At 44.8% G+C, this 19,547-nt stretch carries 14 protein-coding genes; 2 read left to right on the top strand and 12 right to left on the bottom strand.

The window, feature by feature from the left end; translation table 11 throughout:
* The first annotated feature begins 63 nt into the window (after window positions 1–63).
* Complete coding sequence (locus tag GJQ68_RS12275) at window positions 64–3,222, top strand: AsmA-like C-terminal region-containing protein (RefSeq protein WP_162417580.1); 3,159 nt, start codon at window positions 64–66, stop codon at window positions 3,220–3,222.
* Between the two features lie 183 nt (window positions 3,223–3,405).
* Here the strand turns inward: GJQ68_RS12275 and GJQ68_RS12270 are convergent, their stop codons facing one another.
* The 4 genes from GJQ68_RS12270 to GJQ68_RS12255 all read right to left on the bottom strand — a co-directional run bounded on the left by GJQ68_RS12270 (window position 3,406) and on the right by GJQ68_RS12255 (window position 8,542).
* Window positions 3,406–3,936: a hypothetical protein gene (locus tag GJQ68_RS12270; protein ID WP_162417579.1), complete on the bottom strand. Its 531-nt coding sequence runs from the start codon at window positions 3,934–3,936 to the stop codon at window positions 3,406–3,408.
* 21 nt (window positions 3,937–3,957) lie between these two features.
* Entirely contained in the window at window positions 3,958–5,244 is a 1,287-nt protein-coding gene (locus tag GJQ68_RS12265; RefSeq protein WP_162417578.1) for a hypothetical protein, read from the bottom strand.
* A gap of 19 nt (window positions 5,245–5,263) precedes the next feature.
* On the bottom strand, window positions 5,264–5,842 hold the full coding sequence (locus GJQ68_RS12260; RefSeq protein WP_162417577.1) for a YceI family protein: 579 nt from the start codon (window positions 5,840–5,842) through the stop codon (window positions 5,264–5,266).
* Between the two features lie 954 nt (window positions 5,843–6,796).
* Window positions 6,797–8,542 carry a c-type cytochrome gene (locus GJQ68_RS12255; protein WP_162417576.1) on the bottom strand — a complete coding sequence of 582 codons (1,746 nt, stop codon included), beginning with the start codon at window positions 8,540–8,542 and terminating at the stop codon, window positions 6,797–6,799.
* 185 nt (window positions 8,543–8,727) lie between these two features.
* On the opposite strand from GJQ68_RS12255, the gene GJQ68_RS12250 reads away from it, so the two are divergent.
* The gene (locus tag GJQ68_RS12250; RefSeq protein WP_162417575.1) at window positions 8,728–9,258 is read left to right on the top strand and encodes an outer membrane beta-barrel protein; all 531 of its coding nucleotides are present in this window, start codon (window positions 8,728–8,730) and stop codon (window positions 9,256–9,258) included.
* Between the two features lie 85 nt (window positions 9,259–9,343).
* Here GJQ68_RS12250 and argJ read toward each other — a convergent pair whose 3' ends face one another.
* The 8 genes from argJ to GJQ68_RS12210 all read right to left on the bottom strand — a co-directional run bounded on the left by argJ (window position 9,344) and on the right by GJQ68_RS12210 (window position 19,508).
* Complete coding sequence (gene argJ / locus GJQ68_RS12245) at window positions 9,344–10,555, bottom strand: bifunctional glutamate N-acetyltransferase/amino-acid acetyltransferase ArgJ (RefSeq protein WP_162417574.1); 1,212 nt, start codon at window positions 10,553–10,555, stop codon at window positions 9,344–9,346.
* 13 nt (window positions 10,556–10,568) lie between these two features.
* Window positions 10,569–11,615 carry an N-acetyl-gamma-glutamyl-phosphate reductase gene (gene argC, locus GJQ68_RS12240; protein WP_162417573.1) on the bottom strand — a complete coding sequence of 349 codons (1,047 nt, stop codon included), beginning with the start codon at window positions 11,613–11,615 and terminating at the stop codon, window positions 10,569–10,571.
* A complete protein-coding gene (locus GJQ68_RS12235) occupies window positions 11,605–12,807 on the bottom strand; it encodes an acetylornithine transaminase (protein ID WP_162417572.1) in 1,203 nt (400 codons plus the stop codon). Before GJQ68_RS12235 ends, argC begins: the two co-directional genes overlap by 11 nt.
* Window positions 12,808–12,809: 2 nt before the next feature.
* Window positions 12,810–13,634 (bottom strand): acetylglutamate kinase, encoded by an 825-nt coding sequence (gene argB, locus GJQ68_RS12230; protein ID WP_162417571.1) that lies wholly within the window; start codon window positions 13,632–13,634, stop codon window positions 12,810–12,812.
* Between the two features lie 182 nt (window positions 13,635–13,816).
* Window positions 13,817–14,578, bottom strand: a complete 762-nt coding sequence (locus GJQ68_RS12225; protein ID WP_162417570.1) for a PhzF family phenazine biosynthesis protein — start codon at window positions 14,576–14,578, stop codon at window positions 13,817–13,819.
* 15 nt (window positions 14,579–14,593) lie between these two features.
* The gene (locus tag GJQ68_RS12220; protein WP_162417569.1) at window positions 14,594–16,045 is read right to left on the bottom strand and encodes a TrkH family potassium uptake protein; all 1,452 of its coding nucleotides are present in this window, start codon (window positions 16,043–16,045) and stop codon (window positions 14,594–14,596) included.
* 2 nt (window positions 16,046–16,047) lie between these two features.
* Entirely contained in the window at window positions 16,048–17,394 is a 1,347-nt protein-coding gene (trkA, locus tag GJQ68_RS12215; RefSeq protein WP_162417568.1) for a Trk system potassium transporter TrkA, read from the bottom strand.
* A gap of 113 nt (window positions 17,395–17,507) precedes the next feature.
* Window positions 17,508–19,508 carry an alpha amylase C-terminal domain-containing protein gene (locus tag GJQ68_RS12210; protein WP_162417567.1) on the bottom strand — a complete coding sequence of 667 codons (2,001 nt, stop codon included), beginning with the start codon at window positions 19,506–19,508 and terminating at the stop codon, window positions 17,508–17,510.
* Window positions 19,509–19,547: the final 39 nt, after the last annotated feature.

The following is a 19,547-nucleotide window of genomic DNA, read 5'->3' as shown; positions in this document are numbered from 1 at the left end:
AAAATGGCATTTATATTTTTTTGATTTTATTTGCTTAATTGTTTGTGTTTAAGCTTGGGGAAGATGCGAAGTAGAAAAAGAATCGTGGTCGCAGCACTCTTTTTTGTGCCGCTTTTTTTAGTGCTTGTCGGAGTGGTTGGCCTTTATAAAAATCAGGAACTCCTAACAAGAAAGGCACTATCTTCGATTAACGAAGGGCTTTTGGGAGAATTGGTGATTGAGAAATCCCGAATTTCCCCATTTGTTAATTTTCCATATATCTCGGTGGATTTAAAAAACGTTACCTTTTTTGAAACAAAATCAAAAGACACAGCGCCTATTTACGAGGCTAAAGACATCTATATTGGCTTCAGCCTAATAGATGTTTTGCTGGGCAACTACAGGGTAAAAAGTATACAGATCAGTGATGGGCAATTACGACTGGTAAAGACAGAAACCGGAGAAATTAACCTGCTCAATGCAAAAAATATAACGGATGCTTCCAGCGAAGAGAAAGAAAACGATTCCTTTTCGTTTGATTTGAAACAACTGACGGTCCGTGATTTTACCATTTCCTATACCAGTCAGACAAGCTCCCAGGATATACGGGCTACCATCAGCCAGCTGCAATCCAGCCTTAAAATGGACCGTGAAACCCTTTTTCTGGACCTACAGGGGGATCTTATCCTGAACGTATTGGAGGGTCAAAAACCTACGTTTTTTTCAGACAAGCAGGTAAACCTTGATTGGCAATTAAACTACCATCTTTCGGAAAATCGCTTGTCGGTGATGCCTTCCCAATTAACATTGGAGGAGGCGCATTTCACCCTGGAAGGCACCGTGGATATTGAAGATGACCTGAATACCGATTTGAAACTCTACGGGGAAAAGCCAGACTTCTCCCTATTTGCAGCTTTTGCCCCTGAAGAGGTGGCTGAGGCCTTGAAAAATTATCAAAACGAAGGAAATATCTTTTTCCTTGGAACCATTAACGGGAAAGCGATCGGTGGCCATTCTCCCGCAATCGCTGTCGAATTTGGCTGTGAAAACGCCTATTTTGTAAACACCCGGTACGATAAGCGCGTGGATAAACTGAATTTCTCTGGTTTTTATACCAATGGAAAGGAAAAGAGCCTGAAAACATCCGAAATCCGCCTACAAAACGTTTATGCCAAACCCGAGGAAGGGGCGTTTCAGGGGAAATTGGTGATTAGAGATTTTGAAGATCCTTATGTAAATGTGGAACTCCATGCCGACCTGGACCTGGAATTCCTGGGCCAATTTTTCGAGGTGGAGGGACTCAAAAAGCTGAAAGGACAGGTGATCCTGGACATGGATCTGGATGAAATCGTGGAAATGGACATCCCAAAAATGGGTCTGGCCAAGCTAAAAGAAGGCATTGACAGCGAGCTTACCATCCGAAATCTATCCTTTCTCATTCCAGGTTTTTCGCAGCCTGTCACGAATGCCAACGGCCTGGCGAAGATGAAGGACGGGGAAATACTCCTCGACTACCTGAATTTTAAATTGGGAGATTCCGATTTTAATTTCAAAGGTGCTATCAGTGATTTTCCGGCCATTTTTCACGGATTGGACGAGGAAATAAAAATTTCGCTGAATTTGGGGTCGAATCACATCTACCCCGCCCAACTACTTTCCACTGATTCTGCATTGACGAATAAAGCCCATGAGGAAATCTCCGACCTCCGGCTAAAACTAGAGATGGAAAGCAATGCGAAAGAATTGGTCGGTTTCCAACACCTGCCAAAAGGCGTTTTAAAAGTGGAAGACTTTTATGCGAAACTCAAAAATTACCCCCATGCCTTTCATGATTTTGATGCTGCTTTTACCATCGGAGACACAAGCCTGGAGGTTAACCATTTTACAGGGGAAATTGACGGCAGTGATTTTCAAATTTCCGGACTTTGGTCCAACTATCCCAAGTGGTTTCAACCCGTAAAATCCGGGAAAAGCAGCTTTGACTTTATAATTGATTCCAGGCAGCTAAACCTGAAAGACCTTTTGACCTATAATGGGGAAAATTATTTGCCCGAATCCTACAAGAAAGAGGAGATTTCCGGTTTACACCTGACGGCAAATCTGGACCTTCACTATGACACCGTTTTTCAGGCAGCAGACCTTACCGTTCAGCAACTGGAAGGCAAATTGAGCCTCCACCCATTGGCATTGCAAAGCGTAAAGGGACGGATTCACTATGAAAACGGCAACACCCTGGTAGAGAATTTTGGGGGGCATTTGGGTAAAAGTGATGTTGTAATCGACATGGCTTACTTTTCCGGAAAGGATAGCAGCTTGCAGATCCGCCCCAATTCCTTTCATCTAAGCGCGAACACCCTGGACCTGGATGCCCTGATGAATTTCAATACGGTAGCTACCCGGCAGGTGGCCCATGATAGTGCCTTTAATATTTTCGACCTACCTTTTTCAAATATGGAATTTACGGCTAATATTGGTAAGCTGAACTACCATACGTATTGGTTGGAAGAGGTGGAGGCCGCTTTTCACACCACCAAAGCGCATTTTTTGCACGTGGACAGCCTATCGTTACGAACGGCCAGGGGAAAACTAGGAATGAAGGGATATTTCAATGGTTCAGATCCCAGCAATATCTATTTTTACAGTACCATGAAGGCCGAATTATTAGACCTGGATCAGTTGATGATCAAGTTTGAGAATTTCGGTCAGGATTTCCTGATCAACGAGAATCTTCACGGAAAAGTAAGTGGCACCATCACCAGCAAATTCCTGGTGCATCCGGACCTCACGCCAATTATTGAAAAAAGTGAAGCCCAAATGGACCTGACCGTATATCAGGGCAGTTTGGTAAATTTCACTCCGTTTCAGGCGATGTCCTCGTATTTCAAAAATAAAAACCTAAACCTGGTGCGTTTTGACACTCTTCAGAATACATTTGACCTGAAAAATGGGATTTTACACATACCTAAAATGACCGTAAATTCCAGTTTGGGATTTATAGAACTCTCCGGTATGCAGGGACTGGACTTGAACATGGATTACTTTATTCGTATTCCGCTCGGATTGGTGACACAAGCTGGAGTCAGGTCTCTTTTTGGAGGAAAAAGTAGCGAGCAGATCGATTCGGATAAAGAGGATGCCATTGTCTACCGGGATCAGGATAGGCGGATTCGGTTTGTAAACATCAATGTAAAGGGGACACCGGATGATTACGAATTCAGCCTGGGCAAAGGTAAAAACCGTTAAAGGGAGCCAGGAAGCTACGTTAAGAAATTATTATTAAGGGAGCTTTCTTGTTTAATTTATTTATTAAACCCTGCTTTTTATGAGTTGATTTTTGTACCAAACACCTACCCTTTGTAATTTTAAAAATTAACCCATATTAAACGATACGACATCCAATGAAATCTACGATTTATTTAACTGCATTCATTTCAAATACAGGTTGATTTCCAGGTCGATGGATTCTTCCACGGTAACCAGCCCCCCCAGGCGGCTACTGGCATCCAGCCCTAGTTGTTCGGTAGACAGGTGAAGGGTGCCCTGTAACTTGCCTTCCAACAACTGAAAAACAACCTTTTCGAGTAGCATTTCGGTACCTGCCATTTGTAAATAGATATCCCCGAAAATCTGCTGCGAGTCCCTGGTTAATTGATGGACCGAAACCAGGCAAAGTGGGTAATCATCTGCTTTCAGCGTTTTTCTGAAATCATTGTTTAATAAAAAATTACCGCATCCAAAATCATCCACCGGTATCTCAAAATCCAATGAATGCGTTTTCGGGTATGGGTAGTCAAAAATAAGCGTATCGCTCTTAACCTGGCTATCGTAACTGCATTCAAAACTTCCTACAGAGGTTTTGCCTTTTACGATGATTTCTTTATGATGGATGACCAGTGCATTTTTTTCAATGGCGCCCATCAGGAAATAACAACAGCCGAGTAATAGAGCGATACGCATGGTATTCTTATTCTTTATTTGTTAAAAACCAATCACGCCTTCAATCATGAGTCCGTTAAATGAACCACCATTACGGATATCGGTAGCTGCAAAATCACTGTATTGCTGGTTTACGTACTCAAGCTTGGCCAGGATGTTTTTGGTGATAAACCAACCCCCTCCGACTTGTACACGGGAGATAGAAGGCTCCAGGCCATTGGGCATTTCCCCTCCCACCTGATTGTACCTGCCTGCCAGGTAAAAGTTTTCCATGGCCCCAAAGCGGTAAACCGCATCCAGCCCCACCTGATTCCAGGTTCGGTCTTCGGTTTCGTTGGCAGCCTTTCCTTTGGATTGCTCCAGGGTACCAAAAAGCTCCAATCCCTGGAAGGAAACGAATGGATTCAATACCATGGCGGTAACATTATCCCGCATACCTGGGTTAAAACGTCCGGAAGTAAAATTACCTGCAGTAGATGCCAGGGTATTTTCCATCACCAGGTAATACCTGGACCCGGTTCGGTCCCCGGACCAAAGGGTATTATTGACGGAGCCTGCGGTGGTGTACACCGAGCCGGTTAATCGGAGTCGTACCTCACTATCAAGGGTTTTGTCATAACCCAATTTTCCAATAAATGCTGGTTTCCTGCGTGTTGGGTTGGTCACTCCACCCTGGATCTCACCGCCGGTCATGGACCCTACCGCAAGAAATCCATTGTTTTGATAAATGACCTCTGCACCTATCTCCGTTGCAAATGCATCCATGATATAGTTTCCTACAAAGGGATTATAGAATGCATTGCCATTATCAGACCGTCGGAAATGGGAGTCCCCATAGTTAATTTCCATGTGTCCCACCTTGATCGTTACCTTTTCCATGATCTGATCAAACGTCGGACTATTGAGGAAGGGAAGCTTGTCAAACTGCAAATACCCCCCCTTTACCCAGGTTTCAGGGTGGTGCCGGGAAGAAAGGTAAGTGATCAAATTCAGTCTGATCCCATCGCCCAGCGCCACATCAATGTTAAGGTTGGCAGTAGCCAGGTTAAATCCCGAACCAATATCCATCAATTGATTGGTATTGACCCCATTATCATTCATGACGGGGGAGGCGGAATTTTCGTGACTCAATGATTGAAATTGCTGGGCAAAAGCCCCCCCTATTCGTACCCGAACCCCATCATAGGCGACCGTATCGGCCTTTCCCGTCTCGAATACATTGATGCCTCGTTGGTCATAGGCCCTCCAGAATTGCATGTCTCGTTGTTGCGCCTGACCACTGAAGGACCATAAAATAGCGCATACCAGGAATAAAATATTCTTGTTCATGATAGTAAAAGTTAAATTGTTATTTAATTGGAATGAGTTTCATTTCTATGGCAATGGTCATTTCATTGCCTGTTTTGATCGTACCAAAAACCGCTGTGGGAGGATCCACATCAAAATCGGTTAATTTAATAGCTGCTGATCCGCTCAGCATCAGGTTGGTACCCGAGGAAGCGATTTCAAGTAAGAAGGGAACGGTTTCCGCCTTCCCAGCTATTTCCAGTCGCCCGGTGGCTTTCCAATCGTTTCCCCCATCTTGGTGGGCTTCTAACAGGGTAAAGGTGATTTCGGGATGGTCATCGGCGTTCAATGCTTTATACGCATTGTTATCCATCTGTCCTTTCCCACTTTTTAGTGTCTTTACTGGCAGGGTCATTTCTGCTGACTGAATGGTCGTAACCCTTCCTGCTGAAAGTCTGAGTGTGGCCGTTCCACTGGCTTCGTTGGAAACCATGTCCCAATCGTGCAAGGTGGAAGTACCCGATACCTTCATTATTGGATCGGATCCAAGCTCATATGTCTGCTGAGAAAAAACCGGGAGAGCACAACTACTAAAAATCAGGATAAATGCCAGTACGGTCCATTTTGATTGCTGGTACATAATAATTTGGTTTAGGTCAATTCAATGGGGTTTTCCCCCTTAAAATGGTGCTGTCTTATTTCTTTGACACTTCAAAGGTAGCTGAGACTATCTTAGAAAAACATGACGAAAATCACCCAATACCATGATCTAATACGCACAATGGGACGCAACCTTTTTGAGGGAATCAAACGATCAAAAAATAGGTCCCCGAAGAAACAAAAACTCCGTTCGATTTGCTTTGAAGACAAAAAAATAAGCTATGAAATAAAATTTCATAGCTTAAGTCAATTAACAATAAACCCAAAATAACCAAGTAGTAAGGGAAGGATTTGAACCTCCGATGCTTGTTACCATCTCCTGCTCCCCTTTCGAGGCAATACCTGTTCTTATGTTCGAACATTACAAAGGTAAACAAAAAAATTATTTTAGAAAAGAAATCGATGTTTTTAAGAAAAATTTACTTTATTTTAAATTTTTAGACCAAAATTTATAAATATCAAAAATACACACCCGAAACAAAAGTAATTTTTAACCATATTATATTTTGATTTAAAAAATTTAATGCCAAATAACCATATACTATTTCATTATTTGATTAGTCATCTTTTAATTATCAGATTTTCTTCACAATACCCGTTTCCGTCCTTTTTTTCCAGCTTTTGGTGTTTGCTACCGGGTTAGGCTGTTCGTGGAATGGCTTTCATGATCATCTAATTCCTAGTTTCCATCTGCATATCGAATGTTCCGCCACCGCACCGACCGCACACTGTGCTTTCCAGGGTTATGGGTAGTTATGGCCGGGCGGCCGGGGGGTATCGGGATTTTTAATCTGGGGAAGTAGCGAAAGACCTTCCAGGCCTGCTTTTGCTGGCAGTCCTGCCAAATCTACCAGAGCCGGTTTTCCTTTAGCCAGGAATGGCGATAATAATCACTCCTAACCACACCAAACCAAACACCCGGAACATAGCTGGTTTATTTAAAGGTAACTTTCCAAATATTACCTCCCTTCTCCCTGCCACCGTATTCAATGACAAACAATGACTCGCCCACCAAAACGGCATCTACGGGTTGGGAAAAACCAGCAGCCACCCGGTAGGTATGTAGTTTAAAGTTATTTTCAGCAGCATCCAACCGGAGGTCAAGCAGCAACAAGTCCTCTCCATTCCGGGTGAATGGCTGCATGAGTACCGAGCGCTGCCCGTTGGTGTACCTCAGGGCTAATGCTTTGCCTTTGAACCGTCCGGGTAGCTGATCCTTTTGATCAAACACCAAACCCAATGGGGAAGAATGAGGCGTGAAGGTGCTCGTCCCCACTCCAAGCTCCGATGCATCCCGGATCAATCCGGTATCCGGATCCCGAAATTTATCTGCATCCGGGCCATAATTAATAATTCCAGGACTAAACCTGACTCCCTCCGGTGCTTTCGGAAATTCCGGATCGTTGTAAAAATCATCGGGCCATGCGGCAGCTCCGGGATTTAGAAAAGGGTCTGTCGTCGGGTCCGGATTCCAGTCTTCAAACTGCTGCGGGGTAAGCATGCCGCCCATCACCCATGGATACCCGTAGTGCGCCCCTTTTTGAACCCAAAACAGGTCCTCATTTTGGTCATAATCTCCGGAATTGACGACCGCAAATAACCGCCCCTGCTTATCCAGCCCCAAGTCATAGGCATTGCGAATGCCTTCGGCAAAAATAACCCCTATTTCCGCCAGTTTTTCCCTATCGTTTGGCAGAAAAAGTCCGGTGGTACCGATCGGTATCTCAAATATTTTCGCCGTGAGGGCTTCGTCCCGCGAATGAGGATAGGCCCCCAGATTATCCTGAACCTCTCCATGGTCGGTGCGGCTTCCGCTGACTACGTAAATGGACTGACCGTCCTGGCTGACCTGCAAGGCGGACCATCCGTGATCAAAGGGCGTATTGGTCGTCCCATAGGATTCCGTCGTAAAAACAACCTCCACAGTCTTTTCTCCTTCTCCATCCCAAAAAACTCGCACCATCCGACCTGCCGTTCCTTTCCCATCGTTTAAAGGTGTATTCCCGCTTAAATAAAGCTGGCCTTCCCACATGGTGGCTCCCTGCAATCGGGGAATTCCGTGGTCCTTCTCATCCAACATTTTTTCGAATACCTGGGGAAACTCCCTGGATAATCGATAAACTTCCCCTCTCAAAGTGGCATACCAGAGGTACTTGCCATTCTCACTCTCCCAGATACGGACCGCCCGGGGTGCTACTTTTGCCCATCGGGCGATGGAAAGTTCTGGAACCAGTGGTTGGGGAATCCGGGTGGAATCCTCTAGGGTTAAGGAAGTCTTTAAATTTCGCAAATAACGAACCAATTGCCAGCGTTGCTGTTCGGTCAATACCGATCTAAAGGAAGGCATTACCGCCTTCCCCTCCGTAATCTTATAAAACAAAACCCCATCTGATTGCGATTGTATTCTTTCGGAATGCAAGTCTGCCGGCTGCGCTCCCATGGCCTGACCGGCGGCTCCGTCTCCCCTGCCGTATTCACCATGACAAGCGGCACAATACATGTTAAAAAGCTCCTGACCTGCTTTTACATGGGTTTCCGCTGCTGGAAGCGGGCTGGAAAGCCTCGACACACTGTCAGGGAGATCCCAATGCGAGTCGATATTTTTTTGCCCTTGGGTACAGGAAAAAATCAAGCCTACAAAACCAATGAGCACTATAAGGGTATTTCGGGTTCGATACATGGATATCCGGTAAGAAACCCTTTAATTTAAACACTTTTTCCAAAATACCAGCATTTCAGGAAAGCGAGTAATGGATGGATTTAACCGATGCCTGCATTCAATACCTTTTGGGGTAGAACGTCTAATTTCCTTTTATTTCTTATCTTCGAATTTGACTTACTTAATTTTCTACTAATACTAAGGACATGTATAAACCCACTTTCATCGGACTGTTTTTAATTTTCCTTTCCTGGCAAAGCCTTGCCCAGCAAGGAGATGTCCAGGTTAACCTCGGATTCGATGCGGGGATCACCCTGAACGACTACTATCAGAATCAATTTCCAGCGGGTTTTGGAGGCTCTATAAAAGGCCTTGTGGGAACCAGTACTTCGGGCCAGCTTTCCCTGACTGGGAACTACCTCTATTTCCCCATTGATGCCCCACTACCTACCGGAGAAAATCTCAGTTTACACTTGATCCCGGTACTGGCCGGGTATCGCTTGAATTTTCAGCCTTTTTTTCTGGAACCCCAACTGGGAGGAGCGCTATTTATCAATAGATTTAAAAACGCTCCAAATACCTATTCTGAAAGCCAGTTGGAATTTGCTTTTGCCGCGGAACTGGGATATGCCATGGAAAGTTTGGAACTCAGTCTACGTTACCAACATGCCGGTCCTTCTCCCTTTCATTTAGGAATACTGGGGATTCGGGCCGCTTACATTCTGACGGGTAGGTAGGTCCACCTCGGTCACAAAAAAAGGCCGGGGGAGTTGGAAATAGTTGTTTCCTTTCTCCCCCGGCCTTTTTCGAAAAAAAATGATATCAGGTCGTGTATACCGAATTAAACATCACATAATCGGTCGTGAGATCAGAGCCCCAGCCGGTTGCCTCTTGTTTTCCAGTATTGAGTTCCACATTAATTTTAATATGTGATTCACGAAGTAGCTTTTTCATGTAGTTCTTGTCGAATTCCGTGGGCGTACCTCGTTGCAACACCAACACTTGATTATTCGCATCTCCCAGGTATAAATTAGCTTTCTTATAATTAAAGTTAATGCCCGCATTTCCGCAGGCGGCGATGATTCTTCCCCAATTGGGATCGCGACCAAACATGGCTGTTTTTACAAGCGTTGAATCAGAAATGGCCCGCACCAATTTCATGGCTACGTTTTCTGAAATTGCTTTGGATACTTTGTATTCTACAAATTTGGAAGCTCCTTCTCCATCCGAGACGATCAATTTCGCCAGGTGAATTAATAGCTCCTGAAGTTTGTCTTTGAATTTTAGAAAAAGCGGATCATCTTCGCTTGTAACCTTTTTATTACCTGCCATCCCGTTGGCCAGGATAGCGACCATATCGTTGGTAGAGGTATCCCCATCCACGGTAATCATATTAAACGAGCGATCCACGCAGTATTTAAGGGTCTTTTGCAGCAGTTTTTCCTCAATGTCAATATCCGAAGCCAGAAAACAAAGCATGGTCGCCATATTTGGGTGGATCATCCCCGATCCCTTGGCTACACCGCCGATGGCAATGGTTTTACCTTCCCATTCAAAATCCACAAATCCTTCTTTGGCAAAGGTATCCGTGGTCAAAATGGCATTGGCTAAAAAGGAGCCTGCTTTGCCATCATCGGATAATTTGGGAACAGTGGTTTTAATTCCCTCGATTACATCTTCTGTCGGAAAAGGCTCGCCAATTAGCCCCGTAGATGCCACAATCACATCATCTGGGGAAATGGATAGGGCCTCAGCAATGGTGGATGCCATGGCTTCTGCCCCTCGTCTTCCTTGTTCTCCGGTGCAGGCATTGGCATTTCCGGCATTGCAGACGATTACCTGAGCCCTGTTATTTTTAAGATTTCTTTTTGTAACCTTAATCGGCTCTGCCTGAACCTTATTTTGAGTAAGGGTAGCAGCGGCCGCAGCGGGTACCTCCGAATAGATAATGGCGAGATCCCTACGCATGGATTTAATGCCGGAATGTGCCCCCCAGCATTTAATTCCTTTTACACTGGTAATATTTTTGATCATATCAACTTTTCGTTTATGGTTGCATGGGTACCTGGTGCAAGCCCATGGATTCTTCCAATCCCAACATCAGGTTCATGTTGTGAACCGCTTGTCCGGCAGCACCCTTTACCAGGTTATCAATGGCGGAAATAATGATGGCCCGGTTTGTTCTGGCATCCCAAAATGGAAATATATCCGCATAATTACTACCCCGTACATCTTTAATGGAAGGAGCCTCCTTTCTGATTCGGACGAAAGGCTTGTCCCGGTAAAAGTCCAGATACATCGCATCCAGTTTCTTCTGAGTCATTCCCGCATCCAATGCCAGGTAAGAGGTTGCTAATATCCCCCTGTCCACGGGTAATAAATGGGGGGTAAATTGTAAATTAACCGATTTTTTCACTAAAAACGAAAGCTGTTCCTGAATTTCAACGGTGTGTCGGTGACTCCCAATACCATAGGCCTTGAAATTATCATTCACATTCGAAAAATGAGTGGTATTACTGGCTTTAACTCCCGCACCTGTGATACCAGATTTTGCATCGATAATGGCTCCATTGGGATCGATCCCTAACCCGGAGTGAAATAGTGGCGCCAGACTTAGTATGGAAGCGGTGGGGTAGCATCCGGGATTGGCTACCAATCGGGCCTTTTTAATGGTCGCTGCATGTAGCTCAGGCATTCCATAAACCGCCGCATCAAAGCCTTCCGGAAAGGTATGGTCCTTTTTATACCACTCTTCGTATGTTTCCGGACTGGAAAGCCTGAAGTCTCCGGACAAATCGATGATCTTGATCCCGGAATCCTTCCACCGTTTAACAAATTCCATGGAAACCCCGTGGGGAAGTGCTAAAAACAATACATCCAACCCTTTTACGTCCAACTCCTCTGCACTTACGAGCTCCTGATCCACGATGCCTGAAAATTGCCCGTGTAAGTCTGAAAATTGCTTTCCTTTGTGAGATTCGGAGGTAATCGAAGCAATATTCGTTTGAGGGTGGTTAATTAGAATCCGGGCAAGCTCGGATCCGGTATAACCCGAAGCACCGACAATGCCTATTTGATAGTTTTTATTGTTCATTTTTTTCGATCGAACTGATGATGGCTTTTAATTTATCCAGGACCTTTACCAAGTCTTCCTCGGGAATATTTAAAGGAGGGACCAAACGCAATACCGATTCGGCAGTGGCATTTGCAATGACTCCTTCGTCCATAAGGGCTTTTACCAGGGGTGCCGCCGGGCGATCCAATTGAACCCCGATCATTAATCCCAGCCCGCGAACTTCCCGGATCATGGGGTGCTCTTTTGCCCAGGATCGGATGATTCCCATTAGCCAATTGCCTTTTTCACGAGCTGCCTGGATCAGGTTTTCCTCCATGATGGCTTTGATCGTTGCCAGGGCCGCAGCAGAAGTCAGGGGGTTTCCACCGAAGGTTGTTCCATGGTCCCCAAAATCGATGGCATCGCCCACTTTTTTATTGCATAGAAAAGCACCTATGGGGGTTCCTCCACCTAACCCTTTTGCAAGGGTCATTATATCCGGCTGCACCCCGTAATGGTCTTTTGCAAAAAAGTGTCCGGTCCTGCCGATTCCACATTGAATCTCATCGAAAATCAGCAACACGTCATTTTCATCGCAAAGTTTTCTGACCGCCTGCAAGTATTCTTTTTGAGCGGGGACGATACCACCTTCTCCCTGTACGGGTTCGAGGATAACGGCTGCGGTGTCCGTTGTAATGGCGGCCTGAAGTGCCTGAATATCATTGAAGTCGACCTGGACAAACCCGGTCGGTATAGGAGCGAATCCTTTTTGGTACTTTTTCTGCCCCGTAGCAATGGTTGCCAGCGTTCTGCCATGGAAGGAATTTTTCATGGAGATGATAGCTCCTCCCCGTCCCTGTTTGGATGCGTATTTTCGCGCTACTTTTATAGCACCCTCTACCGATTCAGCACCACTATTACTCAAAAAGACGTGCTCCAGACGGCTAAGATCCACTAGAAGCTTACTTAATGCCACCTGTGGCGGGCTAACAAAAAAATTGGATATGTGAATTAATTCAGCTGCCTGATCCTGAATGGCTTTCACGACTTTTGGATGGCAGTGACCGACATTATTTACAGCTATTCCAGCCAACATGTCTATGTATTCTTTTCCATCTGCATCCCATACCCTACTTCCTTTACCTTTAATCAGGGCAAGAGGAAAGCGCTTGAAGGTGGGTAAATAATATTTTTTGTCCTCCTCATATAAATATTCGTTTGAAATTTGCATGTTTATTGAGTTATAGTTGTTCCTATCGATTGATGATTGATGATGTAATCTGAAATCTGATCTGGACGGGTGCCGTTTAGAATCACAGCTTTCCTAACTCCCGCGTCTACGGCGGCCAGGCAGGATTCGATTTTGGGAATCATCCCCCCTTTAATGACAGTACCAAAATAACTACCCATCTCCTTTACCTTCACTTCTTTTAAAATGGAAGCTGGATCTGGAAAATCCAAATACAGCCCATCCACATCCGTAAGCACAATATAAGCATCTACTTTCAGAGCGGCAGCAATTTTACCTGCAAATACGTCCCCATTAATATTGAAGTCATTGCCATTCTCATCCGATGCGATGCACGTGACAACGGGTGTAAAACCATTTTCAAGAAGTAATTCGGGCAATTTTGAGTTGACTACTTTTACATCGCCTACCTGCCCCAGGTCCAGTCGGGTTGCTTCGCCCTTCTCATTTTTGCCCTGATGCCACCTTTTTTGAGCGATGGCTAATTGACCGTCCTTTCCGGACAGTCCCACGGCTTTTAGCCCCTGTTTGTTAAGCAGGTTAACGAGGGAACTGTTTACTTCTCCTTTCAGGGTTTTTTCGATACAGCGAAGTGCCTCCTGGCTGGTATGCCTGTGACCGTCAAAAAATTGAGTTTTTATGCCTGCCTCTTCAAGGGATTTGTTAATAAATGGGCCACCGCCATGGACCAGAATCACCTGGCTACCATGATCTTGCAGGGATTTAATTTTTTGGGCGATTGCAAGTTTCAACTCCTCATTTATCATTGCATTCCCACCATATTTGATGAGAACCTTCCGGTATTCCATGCTTTATATATTTTGTTTCTCGTTGATTTAAAAAACGTTGCAAAATAAAAAAGCAATAATTATACCAGCGAAAAAAAATTCTATGGAAAAACCAGGAAATTAAGATTTAATTGAAATATTCCCATCCAATATTTAAATAGTCAAAACGAAAGTCTTCATACTGACATCCTGTCATTAAATCCCTATTCCTTTTCGAAATTTCCCGAAAGCACCACCTTACCTTCTTTCCATTCGCTATAAAATCGGCCTCCCCTGGGACTTAGCTGATAGGATTCCATCCGGCTTTTTGCCAGTTTGGCGGCCCAGTAAGGAACCAGGATTGCGTGGGAAGATCCGGTGGCATGATCCTCTAATTGCTGCACATGAGGCACCAGGGTGCGACTTACAAAATCAACCCGATCTCCCGGCCCTGTCACCGCGTAACCAAAAATAGAAGACTGGCGCAATCGGGCAAAATCTGGCTTCATTTGAGCCACTGAGGCTTCGGAATCGGTTACGATCAGGTGTTTGTTTTCTGTTTCGTACATTTCCAAAATGGGTATACTCAATCCATCTTTTATTGGCTGTGGCACTTCCATTCTTTTTTTCAAAGGAATCCCCTCCAAGGTCATAAAAAAAGTATTTCCCTTTAATTCCACGCCTATGTTACCGCCATCATACTGCAAGTTTACTTTTTCTTGACCCGTTTCGTTCGCCAAGAAAATACCCGCAGCGGCAGCTCCATGGCCACAAAGTCCGATTTCCTCGTCGGGGGCAAACCAGCGAACCCGGAAATTCCCCTCTTTATCTTTAACTATAAAGGAGGTAGCGGGCATCCCAATTTTTCGGGCTTGACCCTGCATTTCTTCATCGGAAAGCCAGCTTTTGGAAAGCAGTACAGCTGCTGGATTCCCCTTAAAGCCCCATTCCCGGGCAGTAAAAACAGCGATGACAATAGGCTTCATAGGTAGAATATAAATTTAGTTGGCACGCCAGAAATAAGGCGAAAATAAGACCAATATGGTAAATAATTCCAGTCTCCCCAATAACATTAAAAAGCTGAGAAATAATTTCGCAAATGGGGAGAGAAAGGCAAAATTATCTACGGGGCCCACCCTGCCTATTCCCGGCCCGACATTGCCCAGGGAAGTCGCTACAGCGCCAAAGGAAGTAATCATATCGTATCCGGCAATGGACATTACGATTGATCCCAACACAAAAATCATCAGGTACAGGAGCAGAAAATTCATAATGTGGGTAATGATTTTACCGGTAACGCGCTCGCCGTTAATCTTCAGGGGAACCACGGCACGGGGGTGGACAATCCGTTTGAACTCAAGGGTAGAATTTTTTACAAATGTCAGGTGGCGAATAAATTTAATGCTTCCGCTGGTGGATCCGGCACAGGCTCCCATAAACAGCATCATAAAGAAGATAATCGTCAGGCCATCACTGTAGGAGGTATAATCTGCTGTCACATAACCTGTTGTGGTTATTAAGGAAACCACCTGAAACATGGCATCCCGAAATATTTTCTCTATATTTCCCGGCACCAGGTAATAAATGGCAGCGGCGATGCCAACAACCAATAGGCTCAACGAGATCAAGTAGGCTCTGAATTCATCACTTGCCCAAATCCTGCTAAACCTGCCTTTGAAGGCGAAATAAAGCAGGGTGAAATTGGTCCCTGCCAGAAACATAAATAGAATAGCTGTGTACTGTATAAGTGGACTTTCAAAATAGGCCATGCTGGCGTTTTTGGTCGAAAATCCACCCGTAGACATGGTGGTTAGGGAATGATTCATGGCATCGAAAAAGCTCATGCCTTCCAGGTAATACAGGGCTACTAACACAATGGTCAATCCTACATAAATGAACCAAAGGCGTTTGGCGGTTTCCCGAATTCGAGGATGCACCTTATCTGAGGTCGGTCCCGGAGATTCTGCTACAAATAGCTCAATCCCCCCGATACCCAAGAGTGGAAAGATGGCAACCGTCAATACAATAATCCCTAAGCCTCCTATCCATTGGGTCATGCTTCTCCAAAGCAATATTCCTGCGGGGAGACGCTCTATATCGGTAAGGATGGAGGCACCGGTGGTGGTAAAACCGGACACGGTTTCAAAAATGGCATCGGTAACCACCGGAATACTTCCGCTAAAAATATAGGGCATCATCCCAAAAACCGACATGATTATCCAGCTCATCGCTACGATCATGTACCCTTCCCGTTTGCGGATGTTTTGGTCCTGATTGGCAAAAGAGTAAAAAAAAGTACCGCCTACTGCCAGACATATCAAAGCCGAACCAATCAAGGTAATCTCATCACCACTTTGGTAATAATATGAAAAGGCAATGCTGGGAAACATCAGGACACCCAGAAGCATCATCAGCCCTCCCATTACTTTCAAAATGGCCTTGTAGTGAATCATGATTAGTTAAATAGTTTTTCCAGGACGGGTTTGGCCTCCGGTAGCGCCAAAACGATGGCTTTGTCGTTTAACTTTAGCTGGAATTCTCCATCAGGTATATACACATCCTCACCCCGGATAACTCCGGCAACTATGGCCGAATTTGGAAAATGCAGGGCTTTTAGATTTTTCTTAGTCAGCCGGTTATTTTTGGTTACCAGGTATTGTACAAATTCCGCTTCTACTCCATGGATACCTGAGACGGCTTCCACCTTTCCTTTGGTCAGGTATCGACTCACGTGATTGGCAGCTACCAGCTTTTTATTTATCAGGGAATCCACGCCAATACTGTGGGAAATGTGAATGTACTCCCTGGTATCCACATGGGCGATGGTTTTATAGACACCATGGTTTTTTGCACTGAGACTGGTGATGATATTGGTCTCCGAACTACTTGTTAGCGCCAAAAAACTATCCGTCGTTTCCAGTCCTTCCTCTATGAGCAGGTTGATATTCTTATAATCTCCATGGATGACCAAGGTGGAATCCAGCCGCTCCGCCAGCCATTTACAACGCTCTTTTTCATTGTGCACGAGGGTGACGCCGTATTCGTTTTCCAACTCTTTCGCAGTAGAGTAGGCCAAATCATCTCCACCGATTAACATGACACTATGGATTTCCTTCTCTTTGTGCCGTACCAGATTTTTGACGGTATCTACGGACTTGTTATTGGAGATAAAAAAAACATGGTCGTTATTTCGGATATAGGTATCTCCTCTTGGAATGATGGTCCGGTGATCCCGGACGATAGCGATGATCCGAATATCTTCAAAAATAGGATCGGTGGTGGCATCCGAAAGCCTTTTGTTTACCAGGGGAGAATCGTATTCCAGGGTTATTCCCACCACACTTAATTTCCCGCCTTCAAATTCGATCACATCCGAAAAGGTAGATCGTTTCATGAGGCGTGAAATCTCCTTACTACAAAGCATGGAGGGTGAAATAATGGAATCAATTCCCAGATTCTCAAAGTAAACTTTGTTTTCCGGGTAGAGGTAATCGTGATTCCGAACCCTGGCGATCACTTTTTTGGCTCCTAGTTGTTTGGCCAGCACGGCTGCACATATATTCGTTTTCTCGGAGGTAGTAACTGCCAGCATGAGCTCCGCATTGTGAATATTGGCTTTCTTCAATATTTCAATAGAGGCGGAATCTCCCTCTACCGTCATTACATCCAGTCGGGAGCCTATATTGTCTAAAACATCTTTGTCAAGATCTATCAGAATAATATTCTTATTTTCATAGCTAAGCTGTTCGGCTAAGTGATATCCCATATCTCCTGCACCTGCAATCACGACGTTCATGGCCATTGGCTAATATTCAACGATTTAACCGTAATATTAAGCAAATAAGAAGAAACACCAATGCTTATTTCTTAATTTCCGGTTTTTATGGATTTCATCCAAATAATAATTGGATGTTTTCAATCAACTCGTTTAAAGACCAGAGCCGTTCGGTTGGTCATATAGATGCTCAATTGCTGGTTTTGATTGGTGAAATAGGCCTTGGAAGAATCAATCCTACCAAACCCACCAAATTCCTGGTCGTCGGAATTGAGCATCAATTGATACTGTCCCATCGCCGGAGCCCGGAATTGATAATCCGGAATGGATGCTTCCGGATGAAACGAAAAAGCAAAAACCAATTCCCCCCGCTGGAAAATCAACACCTTATTTTTAGGATCTGCATGCAATTGTTCTGCAAACGGTGCCAACAAAACCTTGTTTGCTTTGATTAGCTGAATCATGGCTTTGTCCCATTGAAGCAAAAACGAATACCTGAGTTTGGGGTCTTCCGCCAGGCTCCATTGCCTACGGGCATACTGGTAACTCCAGTTATTTCCTTCCCTGGGGAAATCGATCCATTCAGGATGGCCAAATTCATTGCCCATAAAATTAAGGTAACCTTCTCCTCCCAGGCTGCTGGTGAATAAGCGAAAAAGCTTGTGCAAGGCCATCCCCCGGTCAATAACGATATTTTTATCATCGACCTGCATGTGAAAATACATTTCCTTGTCCATGAGCCAAAAGGCGATCGATTTATCACCTACCAGTGCCTGATCATGTGATTCGGCATAGGCGATCGTTTTTTCCCGATACCTGCGATCACTGAGCTCCTTCCAGAATTCCAGAATATCCCAGTCTTCGTCTCTTTTTTCCTTAAGCATTCGGATGTAAAAATCAGGAATGCCCATGGCCATCCGATAATCAAAACCAATGCCTCCCTCTTCCGGCTGACGGCATACACCGGGCATTCCGCTCACCTCTTCAGCAATGGAAATGGCACTGCCTTTGACTTCCTTTATTAAGGCGTTGGCCAGCTGCAGGTAAATAATGGCATCCCAATCTACATCCTTGTGAAAGTATTTTTCGAAATGATCGAAGGTAATCAGTCCGTGATGAAAGTAGAGCATGGAGGTAACCCCGTCAAATCGAAACCCGTCAAAATGAAATTCCTGCAGCCAATATTTTAAACTAGACAACAAAAATCGTTTCACTTCCCACTTACCATAGTCAAATAATTTCGAGTCCCAAACGTCATGGTATCCCCTTGGACCTGCATGGAAATACTGATGATCCGAACCGTCAAATTCGTTTAAACCTTCTGATACATTTTGGACTGCATGGGAGTGAACCACATCCATGATTACCGCAATACCCAGCTTGTGGGCGGTATTGACCAGGTATTTTAAATCTTCAGGGGTTCCGAACCGGCTGGAAGGGCAGAAAAAATTGGAAACATGGTACCCGAAAGATCCGTAATAAGGATGCTCCATGATTGCCATCAGCTGAATGGCATTGTATCCCAGCTTTTTTACTTTTGGTAATATGGCATCGGCAAACTCTCGATAGGTACCCACGCCTTCCTTCTCTTGCCCCATCCCTACGTGACATTCGTAAATAAGCGGCCCCTCTTGATTGTATGCCGGGGAAAATTCACCGTCCGTCCATACAAAAGGAGAATCCGGAAACCAAAGTTGTCCGGAAAAATCTTTGGTCTGTTCATCCTGAACTACCCTTCGGATATAGGCTGGAATCCGGTCTCTGGACTTGCCTCCTCCTTTCACATGAACCTTTACCAGGCTTTTATGAACAAGCTTCTCTTTGTAGGATTCAAAAGGTAAAAATAACTCCCATACGCCCCATTGATTTCTTTCCAGAGGATGTGCATTCCGATCCCAGCCATTAAAGTCCCCCGTTAGGAAAAGTGCGTCAGCCTCCGGTGCCCATTCCCGGTACACCCAACCATGTCGTCGCGTATCAAAGTTGATTCCAAAATACAGGTGGCCGCTGGCAAATTCAGAAAGACTTCCCTCCACATTTACCAATTCCTCTTTGGCCAACTGAAACCGGATCCATCGCTGATAAATCTCCTCCTTGTAATCTTCTAACCAGGGATCCTCTTTAACTATGTTTAGTTTCATACCGATTTTTCAAAATTAACTATTGATTTTATCCAATAC

This window comes from Cyclobacterium roseum (assembly GCF_010119225.1).
GTDB lineage: Bacteria > Bacteroidota > Bacteroidia > Cytophagales > Cyclobacteriaceae > Cyclobacterium > Cyclobacterium roseum.
The sequence above is the reverse complement of the archived record's forward strand: the minus strand, read 5'-3'. Positions and strand labels throughout refer to the sequence as shown.